The sequence below is a fragment of the Serratia grimesii NBRC 13537 genome (assembly GCF_001590905.1).
Classification (GTDB): domain Bacteria; phylum Pseudomonadota; class Gammaproteobacteria; order Enterobacterales; family Enterobacteriaceae; genus Serratia; species Serratia grimesii.
In genome coordinates, this window is the sequence record NZ_BCTT01000003.1 from 399,993 (window position 1) to 412,990 (window position 12,998).

At 51.5% G+C, this 12,998-nt stretch carries 10 protein-coding genes and 1 tRNA gene; 9 read left to right on the forward strand and 2 right to left on the reverse strand.

All coding sequences use genetic code 11. The annotated features are described in order from the left end of the window. Positions 1-15: 15 nt before the first annotated feature. The 5 genes from SGR01S_RS04270 (at position 16) to SGR01S_RS24135 (ending at position 6,587) form a co-directional block, all read left to right on the forward strand. Positions 16-951 (forward strand): ABC transporter substrate-binding protein, encoded by a 936-nt coding sequence (locus SGR01S_RS04270; protein ID WP_061806626.1) that lies wholly within the window; start codon positions 16-18, stop codon positions 949-951. Positions 952-1,233: 282 nt separating this feature from the next. Next, the gene (opgB, locus tag SGR01S_RS04275) at positions 1,234-3,537 is read left to right on the forward strand and encodes a phosphatidylglycerol--membrane-oligosaccharide glycerophosphotransferase (protein WP_061806627.1); all 2,304 of its coding nucleotides are present in this window, start codon (positions 1,234-1,236) and stop codon (positions 3,535-3,537) included. A gap of 167 nt (positions 3,538-3,704) precedes the next feature. Further along, on the forward strand, positions 3,705-5,165 hold the full coding sequence (locus SGR01S_RS04280) for an AMP nucleosidase (protein ID WP_061806628.1): 1,461 nt from the start codon (positions 3,705-3,707) through the stop codon (positions 5,163-5,165). A gap of 307 nt (positions 5,166-5,472) precedes the next feature. Then, positions 5,473-6,390, forward strand: a complete 918-nt coding sequence (locus SGR01S_RS04285; protein ID WP_037417413.1) for a bestrophin family protein — start codon at positions 5,473-5,475, stop codon at positions 6,388-6,390. 50 nt (positions 6,391-6,440) lie between these two features. Further along, positions 6,441-6,587: a hypothetical protein gene (locus tag SGR01S_RS24135; protein ID WP_167348749.1), complete on the forward strand. Its 147-nt coding sequence runs from the start codon at positions 6,441-6,443 to the stop codon at positions 6,585-6,587. Here the strand turns inward: SGR01S_RS24135 and nac are convergent, their stop codons facing one another. Continuing rightward, positions 6,588-7,511, reverse strand: a complete 924-nt coding sequence (gene nac / locus SGR01S_RS04290; protein WP_061806629.1) for a nitrogen assimilation transcriptional regulator NAC — start codon at positions 7,509-7,511, stop codon at positions 6,588-6,590. A 353-nt stretch (positions 7,512-7,864) separates the two neighbouring features. Between nac and SGR01S_RS04295 the strand changes: the two genes are divergently transcribed. The 4 genes from SGR01S_RS04295 (at position 7,865) to SGR01S_RS04310 (ending at position 11,162) form a co-directional block, all read left to right on the forward strand. Then, positions 7,865-7,940: transfer RNA gene (locus tag SGR01S_RS04295), tRNA-Asn, on the forward strand. A gap of 140 nt (positions 7,941-8,080) precedes the next feature. After that, on the forward strand, positions 8,081-8,779 hold the full coding sequence (locus SGR01S_RS04300) for an RluA family pseudouridine synthase (RefSeq protein WP_061806630.1): 699 nt from the start codon (positions 8,081-8,083) through the stop codon (positions 8,777-8,779). A gap of 346 nt (positions 8,780-9,125) precedes the next feature. Further along, on the forward strand, positions 9,126-10,103 hold the full coding sequence (locus tag SGR01S_RS04305; protein WP_061806631.1) for a DUF1852 domain-containing protein: 978 nt from the start codon (positions 9,126-9,128) through the stop codon (positions 10,101-10,103). Positions 10,104-10,130: 27 nt separating this feature from the next. Continuing rightward, entirely contained in the window at positions 10,131-11,162 is a 1,032-nt protein-coding gene (locus SGR01S_RS04310; protein WP_061806632.1) for a methionine synthase, read from the forward strand. Between the two features lie 333 nt (positions 11,163-11,495). On the opposite strand, the gene SGR01S_RS04315 is transcribed toward SGR01S_RS04310, so the two are convergent. After that, positions 11,496-12,992: an efflux transporter outer membrane subunit gene (locus SGR01S_RS04315; protein WP_061806633.1), complete on the reverse strand. Its 1,497-nt coding sequence runs from the start codon at positions 12,990-12,992 to the stop codon at positions 11,496-11,498. Positions 12,993-12,998 lie beyond the last annotated feature (6 nt).

Here is a 12,998-nt window from a genome sequence, read left to right on the forward strand (position 1 = left end):
TAAAAGGAATCAACAATGATTAAAAATACCCTCTGCGGGCTGCTGCTCAGCGCTACGCTGGCCGGGCAAGCAACCGCTGCCGAAAAACTGACGCTGGTGCTCGATTGGTACATCAACCCCGATCACGCGCCTATCATGGTGGCCGAACAGATCGGTGCTTTCAAGGCCGAAGGCCTCGACGTCAAGATTGTGCCCCCGTCTGATCCCGCGTTGCCCCCACGGCTGGTTGCAGCAAAACAGGCCGATCTCGCCATCACTTATCAACCACAATTGCATTTCTTTGCCGATCAAGGTCTACCGTTAATGCGTGTGGGCACCCTGATTAACTCACCGCTGAATACCATCATCACGCTGGATAAAACCATCACCACTCCTGCTGGCCTAAAGGGCAAGAAAATCGGCTATTCGGTCAGCGGTATTGAACAAGCGACGCTGGCAACCATGCTCCAGCATGAACATATCAACCCCAATGACACCCACTTGATCAACGTTAACTTCCAGTTGACCAGCGCCTTGCTGGCAGGACAGGTCGATGCGGTTATCGGCGGTTATCGCAATATTGAAGCGCTTGAATTGAAGTTACAGGGAAAAGATCCGGTGGTGTTTAACGTTGAAGATTACGGCGTCCCCGCCTACGACGAACTGATCATCGTCGCCAATCGCGACACCGTCACAGAGCCGAAAATTAAAAAATTCCTCGCGGCACTGAAAAAAGGCAGCGATTACCTGCACGCCCATCCTCAGGAAAGCTGGTTAGCGTTCGCCAAAGCCCATCCAGAACTGAACACCGAGCTGAACAAACAGGCGTGGCAGGCCAGCTTACCGCTGTTTGCGCGCGATCCGGCCAAGCTGGATAAGGCACGCTATCAAGCCTACGAGCAATTCCTTTTCGACAACAAGCTGATCAAGAAAATCACCCCCGTGGAACAATACGCGGTGGAACTGCATTAAGCCGTTATCGGGCGTAGCATGCTGCGCCCTTATCTATAACGCCCTATCTCAATGGGGAAGCCATACAACACCATGATTGGCCTCTCTCTTCACTGGCGTGATTAGTGTCACACTATTGTCACAAAAACGTCCAATCACACTCTGACGCACCGGAGCAATGCAAACACGCATTGCCCTGACGGTTTCAATGCGCTATACCCTCCTCTTTCTCGCTGCGGCAGCGGTCAGCGGCGTTGGCCAGGACAGTAAAGTTTTTCTTTTTAATTAGACAGGGTACGGTGGATGGTTTCAGCATTAATCTCGTTTGCACTTTTTTTAGCCTCAATTTTAATCTACCGGACCCGGGGCGCTGCCAACCGTTGGTGGCTTGCCACTCTGCTGACACTGCTGGGCAGCTATCTGATCCTCAACGTTGTCCTGATCGCCAGTAACTATTTTACCGGTGACGGCATTACCGATGCGGTGATCTACACCCTCACCAGTAGCCTGAAAGGCGCGGGCGTCGGAAAATACCTGCTGCCGTTTATCGGGCTACTGGCCGTCCTGGCGCTGATCTTCGCCGTACTCACCTGGAGTCTGGTGCGGCGCAAAGCGAAAAGCAGCAGCGTGGTATACAGTGTGATTGCCGTGCTGCTGGCCTTGTTTTCCGTCGGTACCACCCCCGCCTTTCAGGATATCTCCCTGCTGGTCAGAAGCCAGATCAGCGGCGATACCGCCGACTTTGATACCTATTACAAAGCCCCCAAAAGAAGCGTACAGGGCAAGGCCCCGAATCTGGTGTATATCTATGCTGAGAGCCTGGAAAGAACCTACTTCGATCAGCAACTTTTTCCCGGACTGGCTGACGAACTGAACCAACATCGCGAAAACAGCATCGACTTCAGCAACACCCAACAGTTGCCTGGCACCGGCTATACCATTGCCGGCATGGTGGCCTCGCAGTGTGGCATCCCGCTGTTTGCCCCTTTCGACGGTAACGCCTCCAGCGCCGTGTCCACCTTTTACCCGGAAAACGTCTGTCTGGGCGATGTGCTGAAGTCCGCCGGTTATGACAACTACTTTTATCAGGGTGCCGAGCTGGCCTTTGCTGGTAAAGACACTTTCCTGAAATCGCACGGTTTCGATCATGCTTACGGCTTCAAAGAACTGCGTGGGCAGGTCAGCGATCCAAGCTACAAAAATGACTGGGGCTGGTACGACGATACCGTTCTGGATGTGGTGTTCGACAAGTTTGTTGAGCTGTCTAAACAGAATAAAAAGTTTTCACTGTTTGCACTGACCGTGGACACTCACCACCCGGATGGTTTTATCTCCGCCAGTTGCAGTAAAAAATCATTCAGTTGGCAGAACAAAGAGAACCGCTCATTAAGCGCGGTCGCCTGTAGCCAGCAGCACATCGCGGCGCTGATCGACAAAATCAAGGCATCCGACTATTTCAAAAATACCGTTATCGTGGTGTCCTCGGATCACCTGGCGATGAACAACACCGCCTATGACATTCTGACCAAGCAGAAACGCCGTAACCTGTTCTTTATCATTGACGGCACTCGCCCGCAGACTGCGCTGCATAACGAGAAACGCAGCACGCTGGACAACGGTGCCACAGTGTTGGACGTGATGGGCGGCGATAACTACATTGGCCTTGGCCGCAGCAGTTTCTCTAGCCCAACGTTGTCCACCGTTTTCATGAATATCGATGAGAAAATCAACGCCTGGAAACCGGCAGTGGTGAAACAATGGGGGTTCCCAAACAGCATTAGCAATTTCACCTTGGGCAATCAGGGCAACAGTTTTACCTTTTCCGGCATTACCTTTAAGGTGCCGTTTATCCTGAAAGTGACGGATAACAAAATTGAGCCGATGTTTAATGTTTACCTGTCAACACCGCTGAAAAAACAGCTTGCTGGCCTGGGCGCAGGTGAAAAATTCGTTTGGGTCGACAAGTGTTATGAAATAGGCCGGATATGGGCACCCGAAATGGCGCTGAGTACCGAAACCTGTGTTGCGTCAGGCAACCTGGCTTCACCGCCGCAGATTGTGCAGGCCAAAGGGGGGAGCTACCGTGGCAAAGTCAGCTTTAGCAGCCCGGAAGCAGACAGCGTTGCTGCTTATCAACGTGCCATCGAACAGTTGAACGTGGACGATGCTGCCGTTAAATATCAGGCAGATGCTATTGCATTTATGCTGCCGGGCATGCCGGAACAAGTGAAGGCAATTACCGGGGTTTCCAGCGTTGAAGACTGGGGGCGCTGGTCAGATGCCAATCTGGCACCAACGGTGAAAATCGACTATGTCGACCCATTACCGTCCGTCTTCGATCTGGTGTTACGCGCCCGCGCTTACGGTAAAAACATCGGTGAACCGATCTCCGTGCGCGTCGGTGAGCAAGAGCAATTTGTGACACTCAGTGAGCAGGACACCACCGTGACCCTGCGTTTCGACAATACCGGCGGCGCACGGAATATCAGCATCACCCCACCTGCACCGACTGAACCGCAGGAGGGTGCCAGCGGTGGCTTTACCCCGAAAAAACTGGGTATTGGCCTGGTATCATTGAAGGTAGAACAGGCCGCTCCCGCCTCCTGATCGTTGCCTTGCAGAGGCGCTGCATGCAGCGCCCACGTTATTCGGGGCGAATTTATTCGCCCCTTACCGTTTCTCCAAAGCTTTTGTGCCCATCTTCGGCTAACCTGTGGCTGTGAATTAATATCCGCCTGCCTCCCACCACGAGTAGGGAGAACCAAGGAGAGAGTATGAGCAGTCAGCAATCCGGCACCGGCCTCACCCCCACTCAGGCGATCGACAAACTGGAAGCGTTGTATGACGCCTCAGTTGCCGCGCTGCGCCAGGCTGTGGGGGATTTTATTAGTCACGGCGGCCTACCCGACACACAAGCCCGTACGACAGGGTTGTTTGTTTATCCGGAACTGCGCGTTAGCTGGGACGGCACATCACCCGGCCAGACTAAAACCCGCGCCTACGGCCGCTTTACCCATACCGGTTGCTACACCACCACCATCACCCGACCACAACTTTTCCGCCACTATCTCATCGAGCAGTTGACGATGCTGGCGAACGAATACGATGCGCATATTGACGTCAGACCATCACAGCAGGAAATTCCGTTCCCTTACGTGATTGACGGTTCCAACCTGATGTTGGATCGCACGATGAGTGCCAGCCTGGCACAGCATTTCCCGACAACCGAGTTGGCGCAAATCGGGGATGAAACTGCCGACGGCCTGTTCCACGCCACCAGTACCTTCCCGCTGTCACATTTCGACGCGCTACGGGCCGATTTTTCACTGGCGCGGTTACGCCACTACACCGGCACCCCGGTGGAGCATTTTCAGCCCTTCGTGCTGTTCACCAACTACACCCGCTACGTGGATGAGTTTGTCCGCTGGGCCTGCGCCGAAATAGCCGACCCGGCCAGCCCTTATATTGCGCTGTCCAGCGCCGGTGGCATCTACATCACGCCGGAAACGACCGCGCCAGACCAGGCCGTTTCTGACTTGGCCTGGAAAAATCACCAGATGCCGGCCTACCATCTGATCTCACGTACCGGCCAGGGCATCACACTGATCAATATTGGTGTCGGTCCGTCCAACGCCAAAACCATCTGCGACCATCTGGCGGTACTGCGCCCTAGCGCCTGGTTGATGATCGGCCACTGTGGCGGTCTGCGTGAAAGCCAGTCGATTGGTGACTATGTATTGGCCCACGCCTATCTGCGTGATGATCATGTGCTGGACTCGGTGTTACCACCGGATATCCCGATCCCCAGCATTGCAGAGGTACAACGTGCGTTGTATGACGCCACCAAAATGGTCAGCGGTATGCCGGGTGAAGAAGTTAAACAGCGTCTGCGCACCGGCACCGTAGTAACCACCGACGATCGCAACTGGGAACTGCGCTATTCCGCTTCTGCGCTGCGCTTTAACCTCAGCCGCGCGGTCGCCGTCGACATGGAAAGTGCCACAATTGCGGCCCAGGGTTACCGTTTCCGGGTGCCATACGGCACACTGTTGTGCGTATCGGATAAACCACTGCACGGTGAAATCAAGCTACCAGGCCAAGCCAACCGCTTTTATGAAGGAGCAATTTCAGAGCACCTGCAAATCGGTATTTGCGCCATTGATTTGCTCCGTGCGGAAGGCGATCGCTTACATTCCCGTAAGCTGCGGACCTTTAACGAGCCGCCGTTCCGCTAACGCGCTTCGCCCTACTACCGATCGGCTGAGCCTGACGCGCATTTTTTATTCGGTCTTTGTCAGTTCAGTACAGGAAGAAGTGCCGTTCATTTCTCTGCCACCGTCATGAACGGCAATTGAAGGGGCCGAAGGCGCGGGTTGCAAGGGGCCGCACTTACGGCCCCTTGCTCGGCCGGAGCATAAAAACCTGAAGTGAACAGCATTCCCACTTTTGCGGGCTTTTTAACTTTTCATCCTCAGACCGTTGATGTCTACGCCGCAAATCTGTTACAACAGCGGCTCCCATTCCCCAGTCATTATCACTCATATGATTGTCAGACCTCAGCAACACTGGTTCAGGCGGCTTTTCGTCTGGCACGGTTCGGTGCTCTCCAAAATTCTGTTTCGCCTTAGCCTTAACATCGCAATGTCGATCGTTGCTGTGCTGTGTTTTCAGTGGTACGAACATCTGGGCGTCAAACTCACACTGGCCCCCTTCAGTCTATTAGGCGTGGCGATCGCCATCTTCCTCGGGTTCCGCAACAGCGTCAGCTATGCGCGATTCACCGAGGCGCGGCTGTTATGGGGCAGCTTGTTGATCGTCCAGCGTTCACTGCTACGCCAGATCAAAAGCCTGCTGCCTCAGCAGGATGAGGCAGCGCGTGAATTTGCCGCCCTGCTGATGGCATTCAGCTACTGCCTGAAACACCAACTGCGCGGCACCGATATCACCGCCGATCTGCAACGCCTGTTACCCCACGCTGATTTACGGGCGATTGAAACTAGCACTTCTCCCTGTAACCGTCTGCTGTTGATGATGGGGCAATGGCTGGGAGAGAAGCGGCAATCGGCACAGCTGTCAGATATGCTGTTTCACAGTATCGATCAGAACCTCAATCGACTGTCCGAGATCCTCGGTGGCTGCGAACGCATTGCCAATACGCCGATCCCGTTCGCTTATAGCCTGATCGTTCACCGCACGGTATATCTGTTCTGCACGCTGCTGCCTTTCGCACTGGTGCCGGACCTGCATTACATGACGCCATTGGTGTCGGTCTTTATTTCCTATACCTTCATCTCACTGGACTCTCTGGCAGAAGAACTCGAAGATCCGTTCGGCACCGCCGCTAACGATCTGCCACTTAACGCCATGTGCAACGCCATTGAGATCAACCTGCGCGAAATGAACGACGAAACCGATTTACCACCAGCGGCGCGACCGGACAGCCATTATCAACTCAGTTAATTGACGACAATTTCAGGTGCGGTGATGACCGCACCTGAAACGGCATGCGCATGCTATCCTCTACCAAAACCCCCTCCAACACCTTCGGTTTCTCACTGGCACTGTCGCTCCCGGAGGAACGCCAGACACCACCAGCATCAGGCTCAGTTCAGGCGGCCCCCGACATCAGCAAACTTAAGCGGGAAAGCCTGTCCTGATTACTGCACCAACGCCAGCACGCGTTTTTCCTGACTGCGGCTGGCGGCGATTGACAGTAAAATCTCTTTCACCACCAACGCTGGCGCCGACAACGACTGCTGACTGGAGATACACAACGACAACGGGACGCTTAACGACGGCGTATTGATGCGTGCCATCCACGCCTTCGCGGGGCCAATCATCGCGCGCGCCACCGACTCCGGCAAAATAGTGGCGCCAAGGCCGCTGGCGATAGCCGCGCTCAGGGTACCTGGGGATTCAATTTCACCAATTACGTTGGCCGCCAGCTTGCGCACTGCCATGGCTTTATCCACCTGGTTCCGCACCACATCACCCTCGCGTGGTAAGAACAAATTCAGCCGCGCGACATCAAGCAGATCAACACTGTTGCCGGGGTTTGGTACCGCACGCGTCGCCACCAGATAGAGATCTTCCCGCATCAATGCTGTGGCCTGCAAACCGGTGGGCATTTTAGTCCCGTAAATTACCGCCATATCCAGGTTCTGGTTGGCGACCTGCCCGGCCAACGTTGAACCGATGTTCTCGTTCAAACTGAGCAAAATACCTGGGTGCTGATCGCGCACCGCCTGCAACAGCGGCAAGGCCAGTTGAGACGCCAGGCTACCCGGTGCCAACCCAACGGATACATGGCCGCTCATTGCCTGTCCGGCACTGTTGACCGCACTTTGCGCCTGCTCACACTGGCGCAAAATGGTTTGGGCATGCGCATAAAGAATGTTACCGGCCTCGGTCGGCATCACGCCACGCTTGGTGCGGATCAGCAGTTGCTGTTTCAGCTCCCCTTCCAGAGTGGCCAATTGTTGGCTGAGCGCTGGCTGAGCGATATGTAGCACCTCTGCCGCCTGCGTCAGGCTGCCAATGTCGACGATTTTCACAAAATACTTCAGACGTCTGAAATTCATATTGCCTCCGTCATGCCACTTAACTGCGTATGTTCAGGAAGAAATACAGCAAGATCTGGGCCAGACCGAAACAATAAGAGAGCATATGAACTAATCGACGGAAAAATAAGAAAAAATGATGCTGTCGTCGATAAAATCGCCAGATGACGCGACGGGAAATAACAAAAGTGTGCACCAACATAAGGCATGGCAACGGTGGCAAATGGCCATCCCTGGATCACTGCGCAGCAGTGCATCAATAAAAGCGATAAAAAGCAGCAGGTTGAATAATCTTGCAGCAAACGAAACGGCAAGGTGTTTTCAGGCTTTACAAGCCAGAGCCACCTCGCTATTATTCGCCCCGTTCACACGATTCCTCTGTAGTTCAGTCGGTAGAACGGCGGACTGTTAATCCGTATGTCACTGGTTCGAGTCCAGTCAGAGGAGCCATATTAGAGACGCCCGCTTAAGGAAACTTAAGCGGGCGTTTTGCTTTGCGTCAAATCCGATCGTCGGCGAAAAACGGTCGTCATTCGTCAGCAGGCTAAAAATTCGTTATTATCCGCTCCCACTCTCCATCCGGCAGCCTGATGTCTACGATTATCGATACCTTTATTGCCCCACCGTGCCATGACGAGATAAAGACGCTCTATCAGGACGAGCATCTGGTGCTGATCAATAAACCCAGCGGGTTGCTTAGTCTTTCGGGGAAAAATCCGCAAAATCTGGATTCGGTACACCACCGATTAGTACAGATCTTCCCTGGCTGTACCTTGGTTCACCGCTTAGACTTCGGTACATCCGGGCTGATGGTAATTGCCCGCAATAAAGCGATCAATGCTGCCCTCTGCCAACAGTTCAGCCAACGTGCGGTGACCAAGGTATACAGCGCATTGCTCTGTGGGCATCTGGATGATAACGAAGGGATAATAGACGCAGCGATAGCCAAAGACCCGGCGTTGTTCCCGCTAATGTCAATTTGCGCAATCCACGGTAAACCCGCTCGCTCCCGCTATCGGGTGGTTGAACGCTTTTACCATGAATTGGAAGACGGGACGTTACTGCCATTGACGCGAGTCCAACTCATCCCGGAAACCGGACGTACTCATCAGCTCCGCATCCACTGTCAGCAGTTGGGCCACCCTATTTTAGGCTGTGATCTGTATGGCGGCCTGCTGGTGCCAGGCACCGAACAAACACCGCGACTGATGCTGCATGCCAGTGAGCTGCATTTTGTTCATCCCATCAGCGATGAGCTGATCAAGGCCCACAATGCCAGCCCGTTCTAAACGCGTTTCACTGGATTCCGCTGACGTCCGGTGATTATGCGGAGTATGTATCTCTGATGATGGTTGCCGTGCATATCCCAGCGCGCAACCCCCTTTGATTCCTGATGTGAAACTTGTCGGCCAGGGGCTTTTGTCACAATACCAGCCGCTACCCTACCCCAGATCATGAATATGACTCATGTCGTAATGAAATTAAGTCGCTTTCACTCCGCTAATGGCTCTGGCATAAAATATGCAATGTTAACTTATTGACAACATGAAGACTGATGAATCAGAAATCCAGTAACCGCTGGAAAATAAAGAAATAAATTCATTTTTCATGTCAGAACCCAGGGTCAAGATTACGATGAATAAAGATTTTACCTTTACGATTAAGCGCAGTTCCTTCGATGAAAACTATAACCCTTCAGAAGGTACGCGTATTACAACCAACTTTGCTAACTTGGCCCGAGGAAAGAATCGCCAGGAGAATTTACGCAATACTTTGGTGATGATTGATAATCGGTTCAATTCATTAGCCAATTGGGATAACCCCAAGAGCAATCGCTATTCTGTCGAACTTGAAATCATTTCCGTTGAGATGAGTATTGAAGGCAATGGCAATACCTTCCCAGTGATTGAAATATTAAAAACAAATATTATTGATAAGAAAAACAACGAGCGCATTGAAGGTATTGTGGGGAATAATTTTTCTTCTTACGTACGAGATTATGACTTCAGCGTATTGCTGTTAGAACACAATAATAACCAACCCCAATTTAACATTCCAGATAACTTTGGGGATTTGCATGGGAACATATTTAAATATTTCGTTAACTCAAATGAGTACAAAGAGAACTTTAAAAAATCACCTGTAATATGCTTAAGTGTCTCAAGTAAAGATACCTATTACCGGACGGGGAACCAACATCCTGTATTAGGCATTGAGTATCAGCAGAATGATTCTTCCTTGACTGAAAAATATTTCAATAAAATGGGGTTACAGGTTCGTTATTTTATGCCTAAAAATAGCGTTGCGCCTTTGGCTTTTTATTTTTCTGGTGATTTACTTAGTGATTATACTGATATTGAGCTTATCAGTACGATCAGCACGATGGAGACTTTCCAGAAAATTTACCGACCTGAGATTTACAATAGTAACTCTGCCGCAGGACAATACTATCAACCCAGCCTGAATCATCAGGATCATTCATTAACAAAAATTGTTTATGACCGGGAAGAACGCAGCCAGTTAGCTATTGAGCAGGGGAAATTTACTGAAGAGCACTTCATCAAGCCATACAAGAATATTCTTGAACAATGGTCCGCTAACTACGCTCTTTGATTAACCGAAAATAAAAGGTCATCTATTATGAAAATATTACTTCCCACTTCAACTGCTGGCAGTTTGCCTAAACCTTCCTGGCTTGCACAACCAGAGACACTTTGGTCCCCTTGGAAATTGCAAAATGAAGAATTAATTGAGGGGAAACAAGATGCACTGCGTTTGTCCCTGGAAGACCAACTGCGGGCAGGCATTGACATTGTCAGTGATGGCGAGCAAACGCGCCAACACTTTGTCACTACGTTTATTGAGCACCTCAGCGGCGTTGACTTTGAGAAACGTCAGGTCGTTAAAATTCGTAATCGTTATGATGCGAGTGTACCGACCGTCGTGGGTGCTGTGGCGCGTCAAAAACCTGTTTTTGTCGAAGATGCCAAGTTTTTACGTCAGCTCACCAAGCAGCCTATTAAATGGGCCCTGCCAGGGCCTATGACGATGATCGATACGCTCTATGATAGTCACTATAAGAGCCGCGAAAAGCTTGCGTGGGAGTTTGCAAAAATTCTCAATCAAGAGGCAAAAGAATTAGAAGCTGCTGGCGTCGATATTATTCAGTTCGATGAGCCTGCCTTTAACGTATTTTTTGATGAGGTGAACGATTGGGGGATCGCCGCGTTAGAAAAAGCCATTGAAGGACTTAAATGTGAAACGGCTGTGCATATCTGCTATGGATATGGCATCAAGGCCAATACCGATTGGAAAAAGACGTTGGGGTCAGAGTGGCGACAATATGAAGAAGCTTTCCCAAAACTGCAAACATCTAATATCGATATAATCTCACTGGAATGCCATAACTCGCATGTCCCAATGGATCTGCTTGAACTGATTCGCGGTAAAAAAGTAATGGTTGGGGCCATTGATGTGGCAACCAACACCATAGAGACACCAGAAGAAGTCGCCAATACATTACGTAAAGCACTTCAGTTTGTAGATGCCGATAAACTCTATCCTTCTACCAACTGTGGCATGGCTCCCTTGTCTCGTCAGGTTGCCACAGGCAAACTCAATGCCTTAAGCGCGGGCGCAGAGATCATCCGCAGAGAACTCTCAACGAAATAACATCGCTAAATATTCGGTCTATCTAAAGGAAATCCCCAGGGTGTTAGGCGTACAGCACAACCTGACTAATGTGGAACGATAAAGTGCGAAGTTGTTTAGTGCGTTTGTATTTTGAATAATGTCTACTTTGCCACTGAGCAGTCCAGATGACATCGGGCTGCTTAGAGCAAACAGCAGAAGTTCACGATTTCTTATATGGTCGAATAAAGGGTGTGCTCCTCTAGAACGCCGAAACTCTACCGTTTTAATAAAGTTATAGACTAATTAACACACCGGAAAGCCATCAAAAATGCGAATGACTTCATCTTTGATGGTTTCTGAATCCGTTGTTACTCAGCGCGGATAATTACCGACAGCACGATTCACTGCCGCCCATGCCGTCATGACATCTCGTTGGCTCATGGCCAGCGCCTGCCTTGCCTGGATATTGCTGCGCTGTGCATCCAACACATCGATAAAATTGCTAAGTCCGCCATCGTAACGTGCCTGGATTAGCTTCAGTGCCTGTCCGGCACTGTCCGCGCGAATCTGCTGCTCGTTTAATTTTTGCTGCGCCGCTGCATAACGACTTAAAGCATCATCAATTTCCTGCCACGCCTTCAGAACTGTTTTGTGGTAATCGACTGCAGCCTGCTGTTGAACGGTTTCCCGCAAAACCACCGTCGCTTTTCGACGTCCTCGGTCAAACAAGGGCAGATTCAGGCTCGGTCCTACTGACCAGCTGCGGCTGCCCCACTCAGTAAAGTTATCTGCACTGTAGGTATCCATACCAATTCGTGCGCCCAATGTAATACTCGGGTAAAGTTCGGCTTCCGCTACACCAATTCTCGCCGTTGCCGCATGAAGACGGGCTTCTGCAGCCCGGATGTCAGGTCGGTTGAGTGCCACTTCGGACGGAATACCCATGTGCAATGGTGGCAAATTGCCCGGTTTTAAGCTGTCCGCGTGATATTGCAGCTGCTGCTGCAGCGCACCAGGCCGTTCGTCCAACAGCAAGAGGAGCTGGTTCATTGCCACACCTTCCTGTGCCTGAAGGTCGATCAGGTTCGCTCGGGTGGCAGCCAGTTCACTGCGCTGCCTTTCCTGACTGGTCTCATCCAGCTCTCCACCCTCTGTTCGTGCCTGAATCAGAGAAAGGCGTTCATCCAGCGCTTTTTCATCCTGTTTGGCGAGCATGATTTGCTGCTGAATGCCACGCAAGTTGTAATAGTTATTCACCACATCACCGACAATACTCAGCCTTGCCAGCTCCAGCATCGCTTTCTGGGATTGAACATCCGCGTCAGAAGCTTCTATTGCGCGGCGTACATGCCCCCACAGATCGACTTCCCATGAGAAATCCAGCCCACCTTGATACCAGTTCGACGGCGCAGCCATCAGCTGTATGAGTTCATCTGGGTTGGGCAGCGCTTCTTTCAGAGCTCGCGTTGAAGGGCTGTTCTCGCTTTGCTGGATCCGGGTGACACTGCCAGTGGCGTTCACCGTTGGAGTTTGCTGCGAAGCGGTTATCTGCTGCTGTGCACGGGCGCTAGCAAATCGCAACGTTGCGGTGCGAATATCCGGGCTCGCCGATAAGGCTTTGGTAACCAGTGCATCAAGTACAGGATCGTTATAGCGTTTCCACCACTGGTTATCTGAAACGGCGTTCCCTCCTGGTAGCGTATGCAACGCGGCATCACCGCTGCGCCAGGTTGTCCAGTCTGTTGGTGCATCTGCCTTTGGCTTTTGGAAATCCGGACCAACTGTACAACCACTGATGAGAGTCAGTGCAGTCATCGCCGCCAGCGCGGATAATGCATGACGATTGAAAAGTGAAAAACGGTTATTCATCTGGAT